This window comes from Caulobacter sp. AVps16, assembly GCF_058681455.1.
The window spans coordinates 1,124,238-1,145,652 of sequence record NZ_CM178739.1; the positions used below are offsets into that span (position 1 = coordinate 1,124,238).

Here is a 21,415-nt window from a genome sequence, read left to right on the forward strand (position 1 = left end):
TTAGCGGCGCACACGGTCAAGGCGATGCGGACTGATTTCAACATCAGAATTGCTTCAGGCGAGCCGACGTCGCTGCAGCCTTGCCTTCCAGGCGAGCTTTAGCGACTGTCGCGCCAATGACCGACGCCCACACCGCAGGGATTCTGCCCTGCCAGACCATCGAAGACCTCATCGCCCAAGAGGCGATCACCGCTCAGACGCCGTTCGACGTCGACCAGGTGCAGCCCGCCAGTCTTGACCTGCGCCTTGGCGCGCGGGCCTGGCGCGTGCGCGCCTCGTTCCTGCCGGGCCTGGGGCGCCGTGTGACCGAGCGTCTAAAGGACGTGGCCATGCACGAGCTGGACCTGACCCGGGGCGCGGTGCTGGAGAAGGGCTGCGTCTATATCGCCGAATTGCAGGAACACCTGAAGCTCCCGCTCAATGTTTCGGCGCGCGGCAATCCCAAGAGTTCCACGGGGCGGGTGGACGTTTTTGTCCGGCTCCTGACCAATCACAGCCGGGCCTTTGATGACGTCGACGCCGGCTATACGGGCCCGCTCTATATGGAGATCGCGCCCCAGACCTTCTCGGTGCTGGTGCGCTCCGGGACCCGGCTGAACCAATTGCGCCTGAAGCGCGGTGAGCCGGCAAAACTGTCGGTCCGCAGTGTCGGCGTCGACCTATCCCCGGGCATGGGCGGCATCGTCGGTTTCCGGGGCCGTCGCCACGCCGGCGTCGTCGATCTGGACCACGTCGACGGCCATGATCCCCGTGACTACTGGGAGCCCCTGGAAACACGCCATGGCGAGCTGCTGCTCGATCCCGGCGAGTTCTACATCCTGGCCTCCAAGGACGACATCGAGATACCGGTCCTTGAAGCCGCCGAAATGACCCCGATTGATCCCTCGGTCGGTGAGTTCCGTGTCCACTATGCCGGCTTCTTCGATCCAGGCTTTGGCACAGAGGAGGCCTCGGCCGTCGGATCCAAGGGCGTTCTGGAAGTGCGCAGCCACGAAACGCCGTTCCTGCTTGAGGACGGACAGACCGTCGCACGCCTCGTCTATGAGCCCCTGACCGCCCGGCCTGTCCGGCTTTATGGCGAGGGTGGCTCGCACTACCAGCGGCAGGGGCTGAAACTATCCAAGCACTTCAAGGCCTGGTCCTGAGGTCCGTCGCGGCATGGGGCGTTAGGTCGCGCCCGGCTTAAGTCCCGCCTTAAGCCGACTCACGCTTAGCTCAGTTCACGAGTTTCAGACGGGTTGTAACGTCATGACACGTGAGCGGCGTAGTGGGCGAGGGCGGCTGGCGGGTCTTGCGCCCAGCGGCAGTCAGGCGTGAGGCGAACGGCTTCCATGCACCCGTCGCCTAGCCGTCGCGGCATTGCGTCACACCATATCTGGTGGGTGAGATTCATTCAAACACAAGTGGTAGATATAGCGCGCCGGAGTGGTCGAGTAGAGATCCCGTCTGGCAACCCTGGTTTCCATGGAGGCCGCGTCATGGCCCGTCTCGGTTCCGATCCGTTTTCGATCCTGCAGACCCGCATTCGAGCCTGGGAGGCGTGTGCCCGGATACCGGGCTGCGACAAGGCCGTCTGGCGACAGGATCTCGCCGGACGCGTGATCCGCTGGTCCGACTTCGGGGACCGGTTCTCGCGTTATGGCTGGGAGACCCGGGTCTGCCCAAGCCAAAGCGCTTTGGGGCGTGCACTCAAGCGATCGAGGATCGAAGCGATACACTGGCGTGGTGTCATGGGTAGTGAAGCGACGGACCCCTTTGACCTGCCCCGCGCAGCCTGAGGGGCTTGGTACGCCTTACATTTAGTCGTCACAGCTAGACAAAAAGAAAAGCACGCTTGACATTGTTCGTCGCGTGATGACAAATGTCCTTGTCATTTAGATGAGGTTGTTTGTCATGACCGAACAGATTGGGCGTCAGGCCGCACGCCAATCGCTGGCTCAGAGGATGTTGCTGGGATGCAGCATCGTCGGTGCCGTCCTGGGAGCCAGCACCGTGTTGCTAGGCGAACTCGGCATTTCCCTGCCGCCGGCGCTGATCCTCGGCGGGGGCCTAGTGGCCGTCGCGGTCTTGCTGTGGGTGTCTGTCATCTATTGGCAAAACATCGACGAGGCCGCGCGGGAGGCTCACACCTTCGCCTGGTTCTGGGGCGGCTCCGGCGGTCTGCTGTTGATGCTGCCCGTCGCAGCGGCAATCCGGGGCGAGATCCTGATCGCCATGTTTGGCCAAAAGTCGCCGAGCGAATGGGTCTGGCTGGGATTTGGTGCCCTGCTGGCCGCCCAATTGATCGGCTACGGCCTGGTCTGGTCCATCTGGTGGCTGCGCCGACGCTGAAATCTCTGGAAAGGAGACCTAAATCATGGCCCAGGCCAAATCCGTTGCTGCGCGCCGTTATCTGGCCCGCTTCTTCCCCGCCATGTTGGCCTATGTCGTCGTCCTGTTCGGGTCGATCTGGGCGCTCGGGAACCTTGAACCCAAGGGGCCCTTGCTCTGGCTGGTCGCCGTGGCTCCCGCCCTGCCGATCATCGCCGCCATCGCCGCCATGGGGCTCTACATGGTCGAGGAGACCGACGAGTTCCTGCGCGCCATACTGGCCCAGTCCATGCTTTGGGGCATCGGCGTAACCATGGCCCTCTGCACGGTCTGGGGGTTCCTGGAGAATGCCGGGCTACTGCCGCATCCGCCGCTCTACCTGATCTTCCCGCTGTTCTGCGGCAGCTTCGGCCTGGCCCAACCCTTTGTCAGCAGGAGGTATCGGTGAAAAATCGCCTCAAGGTCCTGCGCGCCGAGCGCGACTGGAGCCAGGCCGACCTCGCCGAGCGCCTGGAGGTCTCGCGCCAGACCATCAATGCCCTTGAGACGGGCAAGTACGATCCCAGCCTGCCTCTGGCTTTCAAGATCGCCCGTCTCTTTGGCCAATCCATCGAAACCATTTTCCAGGACGAGGCCTGAGGGCCGTCCCAAGCAGGAGCATCGCCATGACTGTTGCGTCGAAGTTCCCCAGGTTTTTTGCCAGCCCCAAAGTCAGGGTGGCCTCCGTTCTCGCCGTCTGCGGCGGCATCGTCGGCTTCGGATCGGGCATGCTGATCGGCAAGCTTGAAAAGGCCGGGGCCGTACGGGTCGAGGGACTGGGCTGGTCTGACCTTTTGTCCGGCCTGATTGCCATGATGCTGATCGCGATGGGGGCCATGGTCCTGATCGTCAGTTTCAGCCGCAAGACGGCCAGCCGGGTGCTGGATCCGGGCAGCGCCCGTGATGCCACGCCGGCCCAGGCCTCTTACTATCGCCAGCAGGGGCTGGTCTCGCTGCTGGCCGGTGTGATGCTGGCGGCTCCGGTCCTGGCCAATTCGGCCTTCGAACCACTGCCGTTCGAGCTGGGCGCGGCCGTCATGACCGGCATTGTGGCGCTGTTCCTGGTCCAGACCGTCGGCAACCTGACCCTTTGGTCGCGGAGCGACGAGCTGGTGCGCCAGGTGATGGCCGAGACCGGGGCGGTGTCTTTCTGGCTGCTGCAGGGCGCCCTGTTCCTGTGGGCCGCCGGCGAGAAGCTGAACCTGCTTCCGGCTCTGACCCTCTGGGATGCGGTCTCGGTGCTGATGGCCAGCTATCTACTGATCGCCACTCTGATCTCGTCGCGCCGCGGCCTGGGCGGCTAAGGCCCGGCGCCGCCACACACGCCTCACACCCTAACCGTCTTCACCGGCCCGCACCGCCGAATGTTGTTGCGCGCCTGTTTCCCAGGACCCTTCCCATGTTCCGATCCCAAGCCCGGCCCCGGCTGTTGGTCATCATCATCGCCCTTCTGGCCGCCATAGGCGTTTTCGGCGGACACCACGCCCACGCCGCCGATCCCGCCGACCGCATGAGCGTCACCGTTACGGGCAAGGGCCCCGACGTGATCCTGATCCCCGGGCTCGCTTCGTCGGGCGCTGTTTGGGACGTGACGGTTGCTCAGCTCTCAGGGCGTTACCGGGTGCATGTTGTCCAGGTCGCCGGCTTTGCCGGGGCCCCGGTCGGCGGCAACGGGGAGGGCGCAGTCGTCGCGCCGCTGGTTGAAGCGATCGACGGCTACATCCGGTCAGCCGGTCTCAAGTCGCCGGCGGTGATCGGCCATTCGATGGGTGGCCTGACGGGCCTGGCTCTGGCGCGCCGCCATCCGGCCGACGTTGGCCGCCTGTTGATCGTCGACAGCTTGCCCTTCTATCCGCTGCTGTTCTCGCCCGCCGCCACGGTCGAGGCAGTCCGGCCCCAGGCCGTGGGCATGCGCGACGGCCTGATCGCCATGCCGACCGAGAGCTTCGACGCCCAGCAGACCATGACCATGCCGCGCCTCGTCAAGTCGCCGGAAGGCCTTAAGGCGGCCCTGGCCTGGTCGAAGACGACGGATCGCTCGGTCTTTGCCCGCGCCATGTACGACGTACTGACCACAGACCTGCGCCCTGATCTGGCGGCGGTCAGCGCCCCGACGGTCGTGCTCTATCCGTTCGATCCGATGATGGGTGCGCCCGTCGAGCGCGTCGAGCAGCTGTATGCCGGGGCCTATGCCGCGCTTCCGGGCGTACGCCTTGAGCGGATCGATGGGGCCTACCACTTCATCATGCTGGATCAGCCTGCGGCCTTCGCCGCTGCCGTCGAACGCTTTCTGAACTGACCCGGCCCGGCGGGCCGCGACTAGCCCGCCTCCGGCCAGACTTCTCGCTACTTCACCTCAGACTTCATAACCAAGGACAGGACCATGCTTTCGACTCTCTTCCGCCCAGCCCGCCGCATGGCCGCCGGGCTCGTCACGATCCTGGCGCTCGGCGTCGCGGCTCCGGCCATGGCCGAACCGGCATTGTGGGCGATCAAGGACAAGGACTCGACGATCTATCTGTTCGGCACGATCCACGTGCTGCGGCCGGAAACGAAATGGCGCTCGGCAAGCATCGACAGCGCTATGAAAGCCAGTGGCGATCTGGTCATCGAGGTCCAGGGTGCGGACGACCCGGCCCTGATGCAGCCTCTGGTCATGAAGTACGGCATCGACCAAGCCAAGCCGCTGTCCACCAAGCTGTCGCCCGAGGACTTCAAGCGGGCCAAGGACCTGGCCCAGAGCGCCGGCCTGCCGCCCCAGGCCCTGGAGCCGATGCGCCCCTGGTTGGCCTCGATCTCTCTGGCCATGCTGCCGGTGATGAAGGCTGGCTATGACCCCAAGAGCGGCGTCGAGCAGGTGATCAGCGCCCAGATGAAGGCGGACGGCAAGGCCGCCTCCGCCTTCGAGACGGCCGAGCAGCAGATCCGCTTCTTCGCCGACATGACCCCGAAGGCCGAGGTCGATCTCTTCCGCTCGACCCTGGATGATGCCGATGCCGGAACCGCCAAGATCGACTCGATGGTCGCGGCCTGGGCGGCCGGTGACCTGAAGGCACTGGAAAACCAGTTCATCACCGAGATGAAGGGGCCCTATGCCGACGTCTATGACGTGCTGCTGACCAAGCGCAATATCGACTGGGCCAACCAGCTGAAGAGCAAGCTGGCGGGATCGGGTGTCAGCTTCGTGGCGGTCGGGGCCGGCCACCTGGTGGGCGAGGACAGCGTCCAGACCCAGCTGGGCAAGCTCGGCATCAAGGCCGAGCGCGTGAACTAAGACCTCGGGAAGCGGCGGCCGAAGCCTATTCGGCCGCCTCGACCTGGGGCTTGCGCAGATAGATCGAGCGCTTGGGTGTGCTCATGACCCGATGCAGCATCGGCTCGAAGGCCTCCAGCGGCATGGACTTGAAGTTCGGGTCGAAGGCGTCCTGATCATAGAGATGCCCGAACTGGGCCGTGTATTCGAAGTCCGGATGTCCCCTGAACTGCTCCCGCATGTCACGGTCCAGGCCCAGGTGGTGGAAGAAGTAGTAGCCCTGGAAAATGGCGTGATTGGCGACCATCCAGTGGTTCCGTTCGGACACGAAGGGCTGGACGATCGCTGCGGCGATATCGGCGTGATTGCGGGGGCCCAGGATGTCGCCGATGTCGTGCAGCAGGGCGCAGACGACATATTCCTCGTCACGACCATCCTGATGGGCCTTGGTGGCGGTTTGCAGGCTGTGTTCCAGCCGGTCGACGGCGAAGCCGCCGCAGTCGCCTTGCAGGAGTTTGAGATGCGTCACGAGCCGTTCGGGCAGCTTGCGTCCGAAATCCGCAGCGGCCTTGGCAATGACGCCCCAGTCCTCGGCCGTCCCGTCAACCATGGCGTGGAACCCGGTACGGGCGTGGTCCTCTCCATCGGCCATGTCACAGTCCTCCCGAACGTTTGTTTTGACGATCGTGCGCCGGTCGGTCGGGTCCGTCAACGCAGGCCGCCGGTTGAGCCCCGGCGCGAGACCCGCTAGGCAAACGGGTCACACCTGCAGACGACGCCTCAGAGATTGATTCATGTCCGCCCAAGCCTCGTCCGGAAAACACACCCCCCTGCGCATACTGGTGACCGGCGGTGCGGGCTTTGTCGGCTCACACCTGTGCGACCGGTTGATTGCGCGGGGCGACCATGTGGTCTGTCTGGACAACCTGTTCACCGGCAGCCGCGACAATATCGCCCACCTGTTGGATCATCCGAACTTCCAGTTCGTGAACCACGATGTGAACCACCCGATCTTCATTCCGGTCGACCAGATCTACAACCTGGCCTGCCCGGCCTCGCCGATCCACTATCAGTATGATCCGGTCATGACCGTGCGGACCAATGTCCTGGGCGCGATCAACATGCTGGACCTGGCCAAGCGTACCGGGGCGCGGGTGATGCAGGCCTCGACCAGCGAGGTCTATGGCGACCCGGAGGTCCACCCCCAAGTCGAGACCTATTGGGGCAAGGTCAATCCGATCGGGCCGCGCGCCTGCTATGACGAGGGCAAGCGCTGCGCCGAGACCCTGTTCTTCGACAGCTTCCGGCAGGACGGTGTCGACATCAAGGTGGTGCGGATCTTCAACACCTACGGCCCGCGCATGGCGATCAATGACGGCCGCGTGGTCAGCAATTTCGTGGTCCAGGCCCTGACCAACCAGCCGATCACCATCTATGGCGAAGGCCAACAGACCCGCAGCTTCTGTTATGTCGACGACCTGGTCGAAGGCTTCATCCGGATGATGGCCACGCCGGCCGGCTTCACCGGTCCGGTCAATCTGGGCAATCCCAACGAGTTCACGATCCTGGAGCTGGCGCAGCTGACCATCGACCAGATCGGCTCGGCCTCGTCGATCGAGCGCAAGCCTTTGCCGCAGGACGACCCGCGGCAGCGTCAGCCCGACATTAGCCTGGCCAAGGCCTCACTGGACTGGGAGCCCAGGACCCAGCTGAAGGAAGGTCTGGCCAAGACCATCGCCCACTTTGCCGCCCTGCTGGGTAAGGGGTTGGCCGAGACAGAGCGCCAGGGGCGCTGACCCGGATCTCTTCCCACCAAACATGAACGGCGGGCCGGTAAAGGACCGCCCTAGGCTGCCTGACGTTGGGCCGGGAGCAGGGCGCTCACCACCAGGCGACTGAGAAGACGATCTTCGATGGGAATAATCGCATCGACGAAAAGGTCCGGCGTGGTCGTTTCGATCTGGGGCGGCTCCTGCAGCACGCTGGCATCCACCTGGAAGGTTTCCTGTACGCCATCGACCAGAATGCCGGCCAATTGCGAGCCATGCTGAATGACGACGATCACGTGGCGGGATGACGGCTCGGTCTCACCCAGGCCCAAGCGATTGCGCAGATCGACGATGGGCATGACCGCGCCGCGAAGATTGATAACGCCCAGAATATAGGAGGGCGTATGAGGCATCTGGGTCGCGGACGACCACCCGCGGATTTCGCGTACGCTGCGAATATCAATGCAGAATTCCTGGCCGCCGATCTCAAAGGAGATCAGCTCAATCAGGCCTTCGTTGAGCAGTCCACCACCGCTAATCATGCTGCCTGTCCGTTCCGGCTATCGATCAGAACTCATCCCAAACCTGGGTGGCGGCCTGCGCACTACCGCTTGAGCGTGCGAAGGCGGCGGCCTTGGCCTGGGAACGTGCCACCGGATTGCCTGCCGGTCGGTGATAGCCTTGCTGGGCCGGTTCGGGCCTCGACCTACCGCCGCCGGTCTCGAAGCGCTCAACCAGAGCCGTCAGCGCAGCCGCTTCGGACTTCAGGTTAGCGGCGGCGGCCGTGGCCTCCTCGACCATGGCCGCGTTCTGCTGTGTCACCTGGTCCATCTGATTGACGGCGGTATTGACCTCGTTCAGGCCCGTGGCCTGTTCCTGGGACGAGGTTGCGATCTCGGAGATCAGGACGTCGATTTCAGCGATCTTGCTGACAATGCCCGTGAGGGCCTGTCCGGTGTCACCCACAAGCCTGACGCCTCGTTCCACCTGGGCAGTGCTGCTGGCGATCAGGGCCTTGATCTCCTTGGCGGCTTCAGCGGACCGCTGCGCCAGGGCTCGGACCTCCTGGGCGACAACGGCAAATCCTCGTCCGGCTTCGCCGGCGCGAGCCGCTTCCACCCCGGCATTCAAGGCCAGGAGGTTGGTCTGGAAGGCGATCTCATCGATGACCCCGATGATCTGGGTGATCTGACCGGAGCTCTGTTCGATTTCGCCCATGGCGGCGACCGCGTCTCGCATGACGTCACCCGAACGGGCGGCGTCACTGCGGGCGCCGGAGGCGGAGGTGGAGGCTTGCTTGGCCCCGGCAGCACTGCGCTTGACGGTAGCGGTGATCTCGTCGAGGGCAGCGGCCGTCTGTTCGAGGCTCGCGGCCTGCTGTTCCGTTCGCCGGGACAGATCGTCAGACGCCGACGATATCTCATCAGCCCCAGCGCGCAGACCGTTTGTGGTCGAGGCGATACTCCCCATGGCCTGACACAGCGCATCAATCGCGACGTTGAAGTCATCCTTGATCTGGCCATAGCGCCCCGAGAATTGGGCGGTGATCCTGGCGGTCAGGTCTCCCTGGGCCATGCGCTTCAGGCTCGCGGCAAGGTCGGCCACGACCCCCTCCTGCTCTTCGGTCGTGCGCTGTCTCTCGGCATCCGAACGGACTCGATCCGCCTCGGTTGCCGTAATGTCCGTTGCGAACTTTATGACCTTGTAGGGGCGACCGTTCTCATCGAGGACTGGATTGTAGGACGCTTGGATCCAGCATTCCGAGCCTTGCTTGTTGAGCCTCAAGAACTTGCGGGCGACGAACTGGCCTCTATTCAGGTCGTCCCAGAAACTGCGGTACTCGGCGCTGTTGGCCTCGCTCGCCCGAACGAACATCCGGTGATGCTTGCCGATGACCTCATCCGCCCTGTAACCCAAGGCGTTCAGGAAGTTGGCGTTGGCCTTCAAGATGGTTCCGTCGAGCTGGAACTCGATCACCGCCTGTGAGCGATCCATCGCAGCGACCTGAGCCTTCAGGTCGCGCATCTCGGCTGCGAGGGAGGCCTGCTTCTTTGCGGAGGAATTCGAAAAAACCATCATCGCCTTCCCATTTTGAGAATGTATCAAAAGTGAAAAGACGGGTGGAATCGTTAAATTAACCCTAAATTCGAGCCGGGCATTTGGGCACCTTAGGACGTCTCGCCGAAGCAGGATGAAGCCGGTCGCGCGACGCAATGGCGGCGATTGTGGCCCTTCAACTCATTGTGCTGCTTGAGCGACGGGAAAGGACGGGCTATGGGAACGACCCTGGAGCGTTGGTGCAAACCAACGTGAAAACTGTGCTCCTCCAGAATGGTCTGGGTGCCAGTAACGTTTTGAATTATAACGCTTTCGCGGGCGTAGCTCAGAGGTAGAGCGTCTGCTTCCCAAGCAGAATGTCGTGGGTTCGATTCCCATCGCCCGCTCCAGCCTTTGCGGGCAAAGGCGCGCGCAAACCTTCGATCTTGGGCTTTCGGCGCTTTCAGGCCCTGATCTGCTTTGGGCCTTCTGCCGTTCCACATCTTCAGTGTCAGCCGTTCTGCAGGGTGCGGGACGTGCCGGATCATGCCCTGCGCTCGACGGGTCTCCACCAGCGATCCCGGACCATGGATTCGGGCGAGGGCGTGGGACCATCGGGCTGCACTGTGTGACCTGATCCGAGGATCGTGACGGATCTCGGGCTCAGATGTCGATCGAGGGTGATCTGGGCTGGAACCGTCAGCGCGGCAAAGGACGCCTGCAGCCGCGACAGCCTCCAAGCGCGATAGGCATTGGCCCGATAGGTAAAGTTCACGCCCTGATCGTAGTGACGGGTGAGGGGCGCGCTGCGCCTGACGGCCTGCTGATTGTCGGCCATTTCTGGCAGAAACCGGCCTTCGATCAGGTGAAGCAATGGGCCCAGATCGGTCGGAATACGGGTCAGGTCTATGGCGGAGCGCGCGGGGTCAGGACTCAAGGCCCAGAGGCGCGCGGCCCATTCGGCGACCCTTGGCGCGCGGTCGCGCATGATTCTGGCTGGCGTCGGATCGCTGGCAAAATGGCGGAACAGGGGGCCAAACAGTCCGATGTCTGCCCGGGTCGGAGCGTCTCCCAAAAGCCAGTCTCGCGCCGAAAAGATCCCGTTCAGGGCGGCGAGCAGGTCGGTATAGTCGGCTTCAATCCTGTCCCGATTGGCGTTGGTCACGCCTTCATCGCGCAGATAGACCGATCGCTGTCGCCGCAGGGCAATCTGCCGGCGAAGCGCGCGGGGCAGGGGAAGATCTGCAAACATCCCGTCCGCCAGCCTGCCGCTCATCAGGTGAGCGTCAGCCGCATAGGCCCAGCGATAATAGAGCGCGGGCCGCCACAGGTGCTCGTCACCATAGGCTTCGATCAAATCCGCCAGGAAACGAAGGGCACTGTCATTGGGCGTCAGACTGCTCTGCGGGCTGATCTGCTCGAGCCTGTCGATGATCAGGGGCGTATCGGTGAGCCATTGACCATCGGGCAGTTCGAGGTGGGGCATCTGACGGATGCCGGTCCGATGGGCCTGGGCGCGGAAGCTGGCCGTATCCATTTCCTGCAGACGATAGGTCAGGCCCTTGGCGCGCAGATAGCCTTCCAGCTTTCCGGTGAAATAGGAAAGGTCCAGTCCATGAACGATCAGCACCGGCCTTGGCCCTCTGTACGCAGCAGCGTCGGGCTCAATCAATATTATGGCACTTTGAGTGTCAATACTGGGATCGTTTCCTTAAAGGACGGTCAGGCATCCTCACCCGAAGGCTAGTCAGCGACTGCAATCAGGCCGCAGCGGCCATGCACTGCGACAGTGTGGCGGCCAGGGCCGCTGCCTCCACGGGTTTGGGCAGAACACCGTCCATGCCGGCCCTGACGTAGCCTTCCACTTCATGGGGCAGGACGCTGGCGGTCACGGCGATGATCGGCGTCCTCTCGACGCCGGTCCGGGCTTCTTCGCGACGAATAGCCAGGGTCGCCTCGACGCCATCCATTTCGGGCATGTGGATGTCCATGAAGATGGCGTCCCAGGGCTGGCTCCGCCAGGCTTCAATCGCTTCGCGGCCATTCTCAGCAAAGCCGCAGGTGACGCCGAAATGCTGCACAAGGGCCGCCAGGATGCGGCGGTTGACCGGATTGTCGTCGACGATCAGCAGGCTGGCAGGGACCTGATTTACCGCTTCGTCTTCGTCCTCCTCAGCTACGTTGATCAGTGGCTCTGAGGAAACAACCGAAGGAATGGGCGCTGAAAAATCGAAGCGCGCGCCGATCCCGGGTGCCGAGGTGACCTTGAGGGTTCCCCCCATCTGTTCGGAAATTTCGCGGCAGATCGCCAGGCCCAGTCCAATGCCGCCGACCTTGCGCGTCGAGGAATTGTCGACCTGCACAAAGCGTTCGAAGATCGACTCGTGATCCTTGGCGGCGATGCCGATTCCGGTGTCGATGACAGCGACCTGCAGCTGCTGGTCATCGCCGTTGATCTTGACGGTCACCCCGCCCTGGCGTGTGAATTTCAAAGCGTTGTCGACGAGATTGCCGATCAACTGGCTCAATCGCTCGGCATCGCCGCGACGGTACCGGGCCAGATCGGGCTGGACCGACAAGGTCAGGGACAGTCCCCGATCCTGGGCAAACGGCAGGTGCAGTTCACGGATCTCGCTGACCAGGGTGTCCAGCGAGAACACGTTCAGTCTCAGTTGCAGGCCGCCGGATTCGATCTGGGAAATGTCCAGGATGTCGTCGATCAACTGCCGCATGACGCGGGAGGCGGTCTTGATCACGCCAAGCCGCGCGCGTTGCGGCGCGGTCAGGGTTTCGCGCGCCAGAAGTTGGCCTTCGCCGAGAATGGCGTTCAGGGGCGTGCGCATCTCATGGCTGACCATGGCGAGGAATTGCGATTTGGAGCGGTTGGCGACCTGGGCCTTTTCCGACAGCAGTTCGAGTTGCTGGGTCCGGGCCCGCACGCGGGTTTCGAGGTCCCTGTTGAGCAGGTCTGCGTCATGGTTTCGCCGCTGGATGTCGGCGATGAGGTCGCGGTTCTCGTCTCGCAGCCGCAGGCAGTCGACCAGCAGGGCGTGATTGTTGCTGTGGCCCACCAGCATGACGGCGCAGAAGATCAGCCCCAGCGCACCCAGGACGATCTCCGAGCCGCCGCCCACGATCAGGGTCACCGAGGCGGGAACCAGGATCAGGGTGATATAGATCCGCCCGGTCCATTTCAGCGGCGACAGCACGCCCGTGGCCCCTCCGGCCAGAGCCGACAGCACGACAATCAGGGCATAGCGGGAAAGAGGACTGTCGAGGGGTATACGGACAGCAGCAAGATAGGCCCAAAGCCCTGCGCTGACGATCAGGCCCAGGCTGTTGAGCGCGGCGAGTACCGCCAGGCGGCTTCGCAGCCGCTTTCCCGCTAGGGCGGCACCCGTAAGTCGGTCCAGAACCACCCGGGCCGCCAGGACCACCATCACAACGACCAGCCAGGCCACGTGGAACGGGCGTTCGGCCGGCAGGGCGATTACAGTCACACCGATCGCTGAGGCTGCCTGAACGGCCAAGGTGGCCAGACTGTTGCGGTGTGCCTGTCCAACCAGGGCGAGCCTGACAGGATCACCCCTCAGCCTGTCCTCAGCTGCCTCAAATGGCATTCCGATGCTCAGCCTCGATCATTTTGCCGGGTTACTATCCGGGCGAAAGGTGAAGGAAGCTATGCCAGCCACAGCGCCATTATGCCGCGTGGCCAGAGTTTTGTGGTGAGCATTCAACGCGCGGGCTCATCCAGCCAGGCCGCGACCCAGACCAGGGGGGCGTTCCAGTTGATGGCGACCTCGTTCTGGGTGAAGGCGCGATAGTCGTCGCTCCAGCAGGTCTGGGGCGCGCATTTCCCCTTCATGTCCTTGGCGATCTCATCGCTCATATTGGTCGAGTTTGGCCCGCCGGAGATCACGCCGGGCGGCGGGGTAGGGTAGCGGGCGTCGGCCTGCTTGGCCCAGAACCGGTGGTGCGGATGCTGCATGGGCCGAGCCCCATGGCCGGTGACGAAGGAGCGGTCCAGCGGGTTGCGGCCGAGGATCCAGTCCATCGCGTCGGCTGCGCCGTCGCGATAGGCCGCCTTGCCGGTGAAATCGGCGGCCAGGCCCAGGACCATCGCCCGGTTCAGGACCGATGATGTCGAGCCCCAGGGATAGCCGTTGGGTGCATAGGGATGGGCGTAGCCCTGGGTCGCGCCGTCGGCCAGATACCGGGCAGCGCTGGCGACCAGATTGGCCCGGGCTCTGGCGATCTCGGCCGGCTTCAATCCATTCGGGGTCAGGGCCAGGGTGATCGTTCCAAGGGCCCCGACCGAGGGCCAGCCGATATCGCCGGTCGGCTTGCCGCCCGCCGAAGGACCGGCCAGAAACAGGGGCGAGGCCCGGACGGCGGCCTCATATTCCTGGGCTCCGGTCGTGGCGTAGAGTTCGGCAGCCGCCCAGTAGAACTCGTCTTCGACGCTGTTGTCGCCATAGCCGCCGCTGCCGGTGAACGCGCCCAGGGCATAAACCTCGGGATTGCGCCGTGCGGCGGCATAGGCGCGCTGGGCGACATCAAGGCAGTGTGCCGAGAAGGCCGGGTCCAGGGTTTTCCACAGCCGTGCGGCCTGGGCCGCTGTGGCCGCCAGGTTCAGCGTGGCTGCGGTGGTCGGATGATAGAGATAGCGGGTGACCTTGTCGTCAGCCGGGGCCGTGGGCAGGCCGGTCCAGTACTCGTTGCCGAGGCGTTGATGGGCCATGCCGGAGGCGTCGAGATCGCTCAGGACCAGGCGGCCTTTGGGCCCAACCTGCTGGTGGCCGACGGGCAGGGCCATGGTGACCTTGGCCGGAACCTGCATGGCCAGAAGGAAGTCCATCTCCCAGCGGGCTTCGTCCAGCAGGTCCGGGAAGCCATTGCTGTTCTCGGGAATACGGCCCTTGCCGTCCGCAAAGGCCGCCAGGGTCGAGGTCTTGCCGAGCAAGAGAGCGCGTTCATGAACGTTCTGCAGGGTCCAGACGGAAATGCCACCATTGACCACATACTTGCCGTGGTCGCCGGCGTCGTACCAGCCGCGGCTGAGGTCGAGGGTGTAGTCGCAACCGGCCCAGACCTGGCCGCGTTCGTCCGGCTTGTTGAAGCAGGTCGCCTTGTCGGGCGCGTGGCCGGCCGGTCGGGCCAGGTCGGGACGCTGGACGAACCGCGCCTCGATCGGGATGCCGGCACGGTTCTGGTAGAAGAAGCCGAGGGCGTCGGACTTCAGCGGTCCATAGAGCCGTTCGCCGAGGGCGAAGGACCGGCTCTCGGCCTCGCCGACCTGCAGGCGATAGCCGTCACCGCTCCCGCGGAAGCTGCTGAAGTCGATCTGATGGACATGCTCACCAGACGACGGATCGGTGCCGAAAACCTTGGTCTTGCCGCTCGCCGCAACGGCTCCCCGCGTGTCGCGTAGCGTCCAGGCCAGGGCCGTTGTGGAGGGGTGGTCCAGCATGGCGCGCTTGGGTCCGGCGGTTTCCAGGCCCAGCTGGTTCAGGCGAATGGTGCGCGCGGGCTCCTCGGCTCGAACCGCGGTCCCGCAGATCAGAGTCAGGGCGATGGCCGTCACGGCGTGGCGGATCCTGGTCATAGCGTCTTCCTGCCTGTCGGCGTGTCGCAGGCGCACGCCGTTCCTCCCTAGTTAGGGGCAAGGTGACAGCGTTGTCATTCGGAAAATTTCCAGGCGGGCTTCAGCGGCTCCTGTCGACCACCAGTTCGAGCCCCGACGGGATCAGACCCGTTCCATCACCATGGAGATTCCCTGACCCACGCCGATGCACATGGTCGCCAGGGCGTAGCGGGCCTTGCGCCGGTGCAGTTCCTCGACCGCGGTCAAGGCCAGACGCGCGCCGCTCATGCCGAGCGGATGGCCCAGGGCGATGGCCCCGCCATTGGGGTTCACATGCTCGCCGTCATCGGGCAGGCCAAGTGCGCGCAACACTGCAAGACCCTGAGCGGCAAAGGCTTCGTTCAGCTCCACCACGTCCATCTGGCCGATGGTCAGCCCAAGGCGCGCCAGCAGCTTCTGGGTCGAGGGGGCGGGGCCAAAGCCCATGACCCGCGGCGCAACGCCTGCGGCGGCCGAGCCGACGATGCGGGCGCGGGGCGTCAGGCCATGGCGCTTGATGGCGTCTTCCGAGGCGATGATCAGGGCCGCAGCGCCGTCATTGACGCCGGAAGCATTGCCCGCGGTGATCGTGCCGTCAGGGCGCACGATCGGCTTGAGCGCCGTCAGGGCTTCCATCGTCGTGGCGCGCGGATGCTCGTCCTTGCTGACCACGACCGGGTCGCCCTTGCGCTGGGGCAGGCTCACGGGCGTGATCTCGACGTCGAAGCGGCCCGAGGCCTGGGCGGCGGCGGCGCGGGCCTGGCTGCGCAAGGCGAAGGCGTCTTGGTCGGCGCGGCTGATCCCGTAATCGTCAGCGACGTTTTCGGCCGTCTCGGGCATGGAATCCACGCCATAGGCCTTGCGCATGGCCGGGTTCACAAAGCGCCAGCCGATTGTGGTGTCGAAGATCTCGGCATTGCGCGAGAAGGCGCTGTCAGCCTTGCCCATCACGAACGGCGCGCGGCTCATGCTTTCGACGCCGCCCGCGATCAGCAGATGGGCTTCGTCGGACTTGATCGCGCGCCCGGCCACGCCGACGGCGTCCAGACCTGAGCCGCAGAGCCGGTTGATCGTCGAGCCTGAGGCATCGGTCCCCAGCCCGGCCAGCAGGGCGGCCATGCGCGCGACATTGCGATTGTCCTCGCCGGCCTGGTTGGCGCAGCCGAGCACGACGTCATCGATCTGGCTCCAGTCGACGCCGGGATTGCGCGCGGCCAGGGCCCTCAGCGTCATGGCCGCCAGGTCGTCGGCCCGCACGGACGACAGCGCACCGGCATAGCGGCCAATAGGCGTACGGATCGCATCGCAGATGAAGGCTTCGGCCATGGTGCGTCTCTCAAACAGCTGTTCGCCGCACCCTAGCGGGCAGGAGGGTGCGATCAAGTCGCCGAATGGCTGGACACCGGTGTCAGATCGCCTAGACCTGAGGCCAAGACGAGAGACTTCCGGGAGAGACGCCATGATCAGCCGGCGCGAGGTAATGGGCGGAGCCGTGGCCGGTACGGCGCTGCTGGCGGCCAGCGGCGCTCAGGCGGCCAGCGATGATGCCGGGCTCAAGGCCTTGCTCGACGGACTCGCCCAGGGCGGGTCCACCGATCAGAAGCTCGCAACCCTGAAAGCGTTTTCGCCGACCGGCCTCGGTCCAGCCGCGCGCCTGGACTACGAGTCCGTGCTTTCGGCCCTGACTCTTGAGGCCGAGATCGTCCGCCGCTTTCCGTTCGGCGCGGGCGCGACGGCACCCTATGTGGTGACAACCCGGGCGGGGGCCTGGTTGCGGGCGGCCGAGGCCGCCGGGAAGGGCGGCGGGGCGCTCGAGGCCGTGGTGAAGCGCCTCGACCTCGAGACTGTCCAGATCGCGGACGATGCCGCCAAGGGCGTGATCCTCCCGGCTTTCGTGATCGACAAGCTGGTCGCGGGTCTTGCTGATACCGCCAGGACCGTTGAGGCCACGCCTGAGCTTGCCGCCGCCCTGGGGCGCCAGAGCGCGACCCTGATCGCCCTGCGTCCCCAGGCCGGACAGGGGATCGGCGTTGGCCGTTTCAAGGACGGCGAGGCCTATTATGCCTTGCTGCTCCAGGCCGCCATGGGCGCTGATATCGCCCCCTCACAGGCCTGGGCGCGCGCCACCGCCGCCGCCAAGGCCCTGACGACCCGCGCCGACACATTGTTGAAGGCCCAGGGACTGAGCAAAGGAACGGTCGGCGCGCGCCTGGCCGCGCTCAGCCGCGACGAACGCTGGCTCTACAGCGATGATGATGTCGGCCGTGACCGGCTGATTGCCGACATGAACCTCTGGCTGACCAGGGCCGTCTCGCGCCTGCCGGCGTCCTTCGCCACTGTCGCGCCCGGCAGTCTCACGGTCACAATGAGCCGAATGTCCCCCGCAGACGAAGCGGCCCGCCGGCAGGGCTATCGCGAAGCTCCGGCTTTTGATGGCACCCGGTCGGGTGCCTATTTTGCCGATCTCAGCACCATCCGCACTCGTCCAGGCTGGACCCTGCCCAGTGTCGTCCACCACGAGAGCGTGGCGGGTCACATGGTGCAGATGCCGCTGGAGGAACGTTCCGGTGCCCATGCGTTGCGCAGCCGCATGGCTTTCCCGGGCTTTTCCGAAGGCTGGGCCATCTATGCCGAACAACTGGCCGATGAAGAGGGGGCTTTCGCCGGGGAGCCGCTCGCCGAGCTGGGTTACATCCAGTGGATGCTTTTCCGCGTCGGCCGGCTGCTGGCCGATCTGGGTGTTCACCTCAAGGGCTGGAGCGTCGAGAAGGCCACGACCTTCCTGAACGACCTGCAAGGCCCACCGCCGGTCTTCTCTCCGGTCTCGCAAGGCCTCGAGCGCATCGCCATTGGACCGGCTGCGGCAGCGGGACAGGGCCTGGCCTGGCTGGAACTGGTTCGGCTGCGCGAAGAGTCCCGAAAGCGACTTGGCGCGGCATTTGACCTTCGTCGCTTCCATGACGCCGTGCTGGTTCCAGGCCCCCTGCCGCTGTCCATGTTGCGGGCGCGAGTGCTGGGCGCGGCCTGAACGCAAAACGCCGCCCGGTCGCTGGGACCGGACGGCGCTTCTTTCTCAGATTGACGGCAGGCCTAGTTCTTGGGCTCGGCGGACGGCGCACCGCCGCCTGGCTGGCTGGCGCGCATGCGGGCCATGGCGGCGGCCAGTTCATCAGCCGTGACCTTGCCGTCGCGGTCGGCATCGACCATGGCGAAGCGGTCTGCCTGACGGCCGGCGGCCACCCATTCAGCCTTGTCGACGACGCCGTCAGCGTTCTTGTCCCAAGCCTTGATGATCTCGGCGGGGGGCGGCATCTGGGCCATGGCTGCGCCGGCGGCGAGGGTGGTGATGGAGGCTAGGGCGGCGGCGAAGATGGTACGGCGCATGGTGTGGAGTCCCTTCCGACTTGCTTCCCGTTCAGCGTGATCAGTCTGAATTGTTGCGGCCATGTTTCTGCGCTTCACAAAGTGGAGAAAGGCCTAGGATATGGTCCGCGAGCCAAGCGGCAGCAGCAGCAGCAGCGACAGCTAGTCGGGCGGGACGGGGCTAGTGCGGTGCGCTGCTCTTTGAAAACAGGTTGATCACCAGTACGCCCGCCATGATGAGCGCGATCCCCGCTACGGCGGCCACATCCAGGCGCTGGCGATACATGATCCAAGCGATGCCGGTGATCAGAACGATCCCAATGCCAGACCAGATGGCGTAGGCGATCCCCACCGGCAGGGTCTTGAGGGTCTGCGATAGGGCGAAGAACGAGACTGCATAGCCGGTGGCCGTGATCATCGATGGTAGTGGGCGCGTAAAGCCTTCGGTGGCCTTCAGCGCCGAAGTGGCCATCACCTCGGCGATAATGGCGATGGTCAGCCAAGCGTAGCCGTTCATTGGACTTGTCGTGTCTTCATGGAGAGATCGGTTTCGATCCAGCCGGATATGAGTAACTTCTCGTAGGCGGCATCAATTGATGCGCGGGGAGCGCCCTCGTCGGCCCAGATCGTGACGGGTTGCTGCGACCGGTCAAAAGGCGCGTGCTCTCGCGCGAAGGCGGCGGCCAAATCGGACTCCAACGTCTCCAAGGTTGTGGGGCGGCCGCCCAGACTTAGCGATCCGTCTTCCTTCACGTTGATGTTCTGCTGCCAGGCGACTAGCTTCACCGCGTCCGCAAACGACCCGCTTTTCGGCGTCGCGACGTCGATCTGAATTGCTAAGAGGCCTGTCGAGCAGGCGACGATAAGCGCCCCGAGCAGAGCGACGCCAACACCCAGGAACAACAAGCGCCGCCGGCCCACCTCAGTGCTTCCCGCGATCACGCCCGAAGTTCGGCTCGGCGCTTTCCTGGCCTGCTGCCACGATGCCCCGGCGGATGGCGCGGGTGCGGGTGAAGTGGCTGTGCAGGGTGTCGGCATCGCCCCAGCGGATGGCCCGGCTCATGGCCTGCAAATCCTCGGTGAAGCGGCCCAGCATTTCCAGCACCGCGTCCTTGTTGGCGATGAAGATGTCGCGCCACATGGTCGGGTCGCTGGCGGCGATGCGCGTGAAGTCGCGGAAGCCCGAGGCCGAGAACTTGATCACCTCGCTCTCGGTGACGTTCTCCAGATCGGCCGCGCTGCCGACGATGGTGTAGGCGATCAGGTGGGGCAAATGGCTGACGACGGCCAGCACCAGATCATGGTGCTTCTCGTCCATCAGCTCGACCTGGGCGCCGAACGCGCGCCACAGGGCCGACAGCTTGGCGACGGCGGCGGCGTAGTGTTCGTCGTCGCTCTCGAAGGGGGTCAAGATCGTCCAGCGGTTCTCGAACAGCTCGGAGAAGCCCGCGTCGGGACCTGACTGCTCGGTTCCGGCAATCGGGTGGCCGGGGATGGCGAAGATCTTCGAGATGTCCTGGGCGCGGAAGGCCTCTGCGACATTGGCCTTGGTCGAGCCGACGTCCGTCAGGGTGGCCCCCGGCTTCATGGCCGGGATCACCAGGCCGGCCAGTTCGGGGACCGAGAGGACCGGGGTGGCGATAACGACCAGATCGGCGTCGCGAACCGCTTCGGCAATATCGCCGGTGACGTGGTCGGCGATCCCCAGCTCGACCACTCGGGCCCGGTGGGCTTCGCTGGCGTCAGCGACAGTGATCTCGCTGACCACACCGTGGGCGCGGGCGGCGCGGATCACCGAACCGCCGATCAGGCCACAGCCGATCACGGTCATCTTGGGATAGAGAATTCCGGACTTCGGCATCAGCGACCCATGAACTCGGTCAGGAGCTCAACCACGGCCCGGTTGTGAGCCTCGAGGCCGATGGTGATGCGAATGGCGTCCGGCAGGCCGTAATTCGCCACGGCGCGGACCAGATAGCCCTTCGTCGCCAGGAAGGCCTCGGCCTCCCGCGCGGTCTTGCCCGGCTGGTCAGGGAAGTTGACCAGGACGAAATTGGCCGCCGAGGGCGTGACCTCCAGGCCCAGGCCGCCCAGCTGCTGGGCCAGGAATGGACGCCATTGCTCGACCAGGTCCACCGAACGGGCCTGAAACTCAAGGTCGGCCAGGGCCGCGATAGCAGCCTCCTGGCCCGGGATCGAGGTGTTGAACGGCGGCCGGATTCGCTCGATCGGTTCAATGATCCCGGCGGGCCCATAGCCCCAGCCGACCCGCAGGGCGGCCAGGCCGTGGATCTTCGAAAAGGTGCGGGTGACGATGACATTTTCCGCCGTGCGGGCCAGGTCTAGACCGTCCTCGAAGCGCGGATCGGTGGCGAACTCGGCATAGGCACCGTCCAGCACCAGCACGACCGAGGGTGGGATGGCGGCGTGGAGGGCGCGGATCTCCTCGCCGGTCAACCAGGTGCCGGTGGGGTTGGCCGGATTGGCGATGAAGACGAGCCGCGTACGCTCGTCAATGCACTTGGCGATCTCGTCGGCATCGATCCGCTGGCCCGGCTCCCTGGCCATGCGCACCTCGGCCTGGCAAGCGCGGGCCCCGATCGCATAGGCAGCGAAGCCGTGCTCGCCCTGGACGATATTGTCGCCGGGCTCGAGATAGACCTGGCACAGCAGGGCGAAGATCTCGTCGCTGCCGTCGCCGAAGGTCAGGCGTTCGGGCTCCAGCCGGTAGCGCTCGGCCACTGCGGCGCGCAGGCCATTGGCCTTGCCATCGGGATAGAGGTGCAGCCGATCGACGGCAGTGCGATAGGCTTCCTTGGCCGCCTCGCTGCAACCCAGCACGTTCTCGTTGCTGGACAGCTTCACCGGATGGGCGATGCCCTCGATCTTCGACTTGCCGCCGACATAGGCATGAATATCCATCAGGCCCGGCTTGGGCTGAGGGCGCGGGGCGGCGGAGCGATCAGGAGCAGGCGTGGTCATGGATTTACTCGGGGCGATTGCGCGGTCGTCTTACACGTC

General features: G+C 64.9%; 22 protein-coding genes and 1 tRNA gene. 11 read left to right on the top strand and 12 right to left on the bottom strand.

The window, feature by feature from the left end:
* The first annotated feature begins 116 nt into the window (after positions 1-116).
* The 8 genes from ACW17U_RS05375 (at position 117) to ACW17U_RS05410 (ending at position 5,623) form a co-directional block, all read left to right on the top strand.
* The gene (locus ACW17U_RS05375) at positions 117-1,145 is read left to right on the top strand and encodes a 2'-deoxycytidine 5'-triphosphate deaminase (protein ID WP_492055127.1); all 1,029 of its coding nucleotides are present in this window, start codon (positions 117-119) and stop codon (positions 1,143-1,145) included.
* Between the two features lie 333 nt (positions 1,146-1,478).
* Entirely contained in the window at positions 1,479-1,778 is a 300-nt protein-coding gene (locus tag ACW17U_RS05380; protein WP_492055128.1) for a hypothetical protein, read from the top strand.
* A gap of 115 nt (positions 1,779-1,893) precedes the next feature.
* On the top strand, positions 1,894-2,331 hold the full coding sequence (locus ACW17U_RS05385; protein ID WP_492055130.1) for a hypothetical protein: 438 nt from the start codon (positions 1,894-1,896) through the stop codon (positions 2,329-2,331).
* Between the two features lie 25 nt (positions 2,332-2,356).
* Positions 2,357-2,758, top strand: a complete 402-nt coding sequence (locus ACW17U_RS05390; protein WP_492055131.1) for a hypothetical protein — start codon at positions 2,357-2,359, stop codon at positions 2,756-2,758.
* Positions 2,755-2,949, top strand: a complete 195-nt coding sequence (locus tag ACW17U_RS05395) for a helix-turn-helix transcriptional regulator (RefSeq protein WP_062147181.1) — start codon at positions 2,755-2,757, stop codon at positions 2,947-2,949. Before ACW17U_RS05390 ends, ACW17U_RS05395 begins: the two co-directional genes overlap by 4 nt.
* A gap of 26 nt (positions 2,950-2,975) precedes the next feature.
* Positions 2,976-3,653, top strand: coding sequence for a hypothetical protein (locus tag ACW17U_RS05400; protein ID WP_492055132.1), 678 nt, complete (start codon positions 2,976-2,978; stop codon positions 3,651-3,653).
* 95 nt (positions 3,654-3,748) lie between these two features.
* Positions 3,749-4,648 (top strand): alpha/beta fold hydrolase, encoded by a 900-nt coding sequence (locus tag ACW17U_RS05405; RefSeq protein WP_492055133.1) that lies wholly within the window; start codon positions 3,749-3,751, stop codon positions 4,646-4,648.
* 84 nt (positions 4,649-4,732) lie between these two features.
* On the top strand, positions 4,733-5,623 hold the full coding sequence (locus ACW17U_RS05410; protein WP_492055135.1) for a TraB/GumN family protein: 891 nt from the start codon (positions 4,733-4,735) through the stop codon (positions 5,621-5,623).
* Between the two features lie 25 nt (positions 5,624-5,648).
* Here the strand turns inward: ACW17U_RS05410 and ACW17U_RS05415 are convergent, their stop codons facing one another.
* A complete protein-coding gene (locus ACW17U_RS05415; RefSeq protein WP_062147170.1) occupies positions 5,649-6,254 on the bottom strand; it encodes an HD domain-containing protein in 606 nt (201 codons plus the stop codon).
* Positions 6,255-6,396: 142 nt separating this feature from the next.
* Between ACW17U_RS05415 and ACW17U_RS05420 the strand changes: the two genes are divergently transcribed.
* On the top strand, positions 6,397-7,398 hold the full coding sequence (locus ACW17U_RS05420) for a UDP-glucuronic acid decarboxylase family protein (protein ID WP_492055136.1): 1,002 nt from the start codon (positions 6,397-6,399) through the stop codon (positions 7,396-7,398).
* Positions 7,399-7,448: 50 nt separating this feature from the next.
* On the opposite strand, the gene ACW17U_RS05425 is transcribed toward ACW17U_RS05420, so the two are convergent.
* Complete coding sequence (locus tag ACW17U_RS05425) at positions 7,449-7,913, bottom strand: chemotaxis protein CheW (protein WP_062147165.1); 465 nt, start codon at positions 7,911-7,913, stop codon at positions 7,449-7,451.
* Positions 7,914-7,938: 25 nt separating this feature from the next.
* Entirely contained in the window at positions 7,939-9,447 is a 1,509-nt protein-coding gene (locus ACW17U_RS05430) for a methyl-accepting chemotaxis protein (protein WP_492055693.1), read from the bottom strand.
* Between the two features lie 296 nt (positions 9,448-9,743).
* On the opposite strand from ACW17U_RS05430, the gene ACW17U_RS05435 reads away from it, so the two are divergent.
* A tRNA-Gly gene (locus tag ACW17U_RS05435) sits at positions 9,744-9,818 on the top strand.
* Positions 9,819-9,952: 134 nt separating this feature from the next.
* Here the strand turns inward: ACW17U_RS05435 and ACW17U_RS05440 are convergent.
* The 4 genes from ACW17U_RS05440 to pcaF form a co-directional block, all read right to left on the bottom strand.
* Entirely contained in the window at positions 9,953-11,038 is a 1,086-nt protein-coding gene (locus ACW17U_RS05440; RefSeq protein WP_492055137.1) for a glutathione S-transferase family protein, read from the bottom strand.
* A 130-nt stretch (positions 11,039-11,168) separates the two neighbouring features.
* Positions 11,169-13,028: an ATP-binding protein gene (locus ACW17U_RS05445; RefSeq protein ID WP_492055138.1), complete on the bottom strand. Its 1,860-nt coding sequence runs from the start codon at positions 13,026-13,028 to the stop codon at positions 11,169-11,171.
* 113 nt (positions 13,029-13,141) lie between these two features.
* On the bottom strand, positions 13,142-15,013 hold the full coding sequence (locus ACW17U_RS05450) for a glycoside hydrolase family 9 protein (RefSeq protein WP_492055139.1): 1,872 nt from the start codon (positions 15,011-15,013) through the stop codon (positions 13,142-13,144).
* A gap of 141 nt (positions 15,014-15,154) precedes the next feature.
* Positions 15,155-16,357: a 3-oxoadipyl-CoA thiolase gene (gene pcaF, locus ACW17U_RS05455; RefSeq protein ID WP_492055140.1), complete on the bottom strand. Its 1,203-nt coding sequence runs from the start codon at positions 16,355-16,357 to the stop codon at positions 15,155-15,157.
* A gap of 133 nt (positions 16,358-16,490) precedes the next feature.
* Here pcaF and ACW17U_RS05460 point away from each other — a divergent pair, with 133 nt between their 5' ends.
* A complete protein-coding gene (locus tag ACW17U_RS05460) occupies positions 16,491-18,059 on the top strand; it encodes a DUF885 family protein (protein ID WP_492055141.1) in 1,569 nt (522 codons plus the stop codon).
* A gap of 62 nt (positions 18,060-18,121) precedes the next feature.
* On the opposite strand, the gene ACW17U_RS05465 is transcribed toward ACW17U_RS05460, so the two are convergent.
* The 5 genes from ACW17U_RS05465 to hisC form a co-directional block, all read right to left on the bottom strand.
* Positions 18,122-18,415, bottom strand: a complete 294-nt coding sequence (locus ACW17U_RS05465; protein WP_492055142.1) for an EF-hand domain-containing protein — start codon at positions 18,413-18,415, stop codon at positions 18,122-18,124.
* A 160-nt stretch (positions 18,416-18,575) separates the two neighbouring features.
* A complete protein-coding gene (locus ACW17U_RS05470; RefSeq protein ID WP_492055143.1) occupies positions 18,576-18,911 on the bottom strand; it encodes a DMT family transporter in 336 nt (111 codons plus the stop codon).
* Positions 18,908-19,336 carry an ExbD/TolR family protein gene (locus ACW17U_RS05475; RefSeq protein WP_492055144.1) on the bottom strand — a complete coding sequence of 143 codons (429 nt, stop codon included), beginning with the start codon at positions 19,334-19,336 and terminating at the stop codon, positions 18,908-18,910. The genes ACW17U_RS05470 and ACW17U_RS05475 overlap by 4 nt, the downstream gene beginning before the upstream one ends.
* Positions 19,317-20,255, bottom strand: a complete 939-nt coding sequence (locus tag ACW17U_RS05480) for a prephenate/arogenate dehydrogenase family protein (protein ID WP_492055145.1) — start codon at positions 20,253-20,255, stop codon at positions 19,317-19,319. Before ACW17U_RS05480 ends, ACW17U_RS05475 begins: the two co-directional genes overlap by 20 nt.
* A complete protein-coding gene (gene hisC / locus ACW17U_RS05485) occupies positions 20,255-21,376 on the bottom strand; it encodes a histidinol-phosphate transaminase (RefSeq protein WP_492055146.1) in 1,122 nt (373 codons plus the stop codon). Before hisC ends, ACW17U_RS05480 begins: the two co-directional genes overlap by 1 nt.
* Positions 21,377-21,415 lie beyond the last annotated feature (39 nt).

Excerpts from the sequence above, each read along its gene's own strand:
- ACW17U_RS05460 (WP_492055141.1), top strand. The coding sequence starts at position 16,491 with ATGATCAGCCGGCGCGAGGTAATGGGCGGAGCCGTGGCCGGTACGGCG.
- ACW17U_RS05450 (WP_492055139.1), bottom strand. The coding sequence starts at position 15,013 with ATGACCAGGATCCGCCACGCCGTGACGGCCATCGCCCTGACTCTGATC.
- ACW17U_RS05420 (WP_492055136.1), top strand. The coding sequence starts at position 6,397 with ATGTCCGCCCAAGCCTCGTCCGGAAAACACACCCCCCTGCGCATACTG.
- ACW17U_RS05380 (WP_492055128.1), top strand. The coding sequence starts at position 1,479 with ATGGCCCGTCTCGGTTCCGATCCGTTTTCGATCCTGCAGACCCGCATT.
- ACW17U_RS05415 (WP_062147170.1), bottom strand. The coding sequence starts at position 6,254 with ATGGCCGATGGAGAGGACCACGCCCGTACCGGGTTCCACGCCATGGTT.
- ACW17U_RS05390 (WP_492055131.1), top strand. The coding sequence starts at position 2,357 with ATGGCCCAGGCCAAATCCGTTGCTGCGCGCCGTTATCTGGCCCGCTTC.
- ACW17U_RS05410 (WP_492055135.1), top strand. The coding sequence starts at position 4,733 with ATGCTTTCGACTCTCTTCCGCCCAGCCCGCCGCATGGCCGCCGGGCTC.
- pcaF (WP_492055140.1), bottom strand. The coding sequence starts at position 16,357 with ATGGCCGAAGCCTTCATCTGCGATGCGATCCGTACGCCTATTGGCCGC.
- ACW17U_RS05425 (WP_062147165.1), bottom strand. The coding sequence starts at position 7,913 with ATGATTAGCGGTGGTGGACTGCTCAACGAAGGCCTGATTGAGCTGATC.
- ACW17U_RS05480 (WP_492055145.1), bottom strand. The coding sequence starts at position 20,255 with ATGCCGAAGTCCGGAATTCTCTATCCCAAGATGACCGTGATCGGCTGT.
- ACW17U_RS05375 (WP_492055127.1), top strand. The coding sequence starts at position 117 with ATGACCGACGCCCACACCGCAGGGATTCTGCCCTGCCAGACCATCGAA.
- ACW17U_RS05385 (WP_492055130.1), top strand. The coding sequence starts at position 1,894 with ATGACCGAACAGATTGGGCGTCAGGCCGCACGCCAATCGCTGGCTCAG.
- ACW17U_RS05430 (WP_492055693.1), bottom strand. The coding sequence starts at position 9,447 with ATGGTTTTTTCGAATTCCTCCGCAAAGAAGCAGGCCTCCCTCGCAGCC.
- ACW17U_RS05445 (WP_492055138.1), bottom strand. The coding sequence starts at position 13,028 with ATGCCATTTGAGGCAGCTGAGGACAGGCTGAGGGGTGATCCTGTCAGG.
- ACW17U_RS05400 (WP_492055132.1), top strand. The coding sequence starts at position 2,976 with ATGACTGTTGCGTCGAAGTTCCCCAGGTTTTTTGCCAGCCCCAAAGTC.
- ACW17U_RS05465 (WP_492055142.1), bottom strand. The coding sequence starts at position 18,415 with ATGCGCCGTACCATCTTCGCCGCCGCCCTAGCCTCCATCACCACCCTC.
- ACW17U_RS05470 (WP_492055143.1), bottom strand. The coding sequence starts at position 18,911 with ATGAACGGCTACGCTTGGCTGACCATCGCCATTATCGCCGAGGTGATG.
- hisC (WP_492055146.1), bottom strand. The coding sequence starts at position 21,376 with ATGACCACGCCTGCTCCTGATCGCTCCGCCGCCCCGCGCCCTCAGCCC.
- ACW17U_RS05405 (WP_492055133.1), top strand. The coding sequence starts at position 3,749 with ATGTTCCGATCCCAAGCCCGGCCCCGGCTGTTGGTCATCATCATCGCC.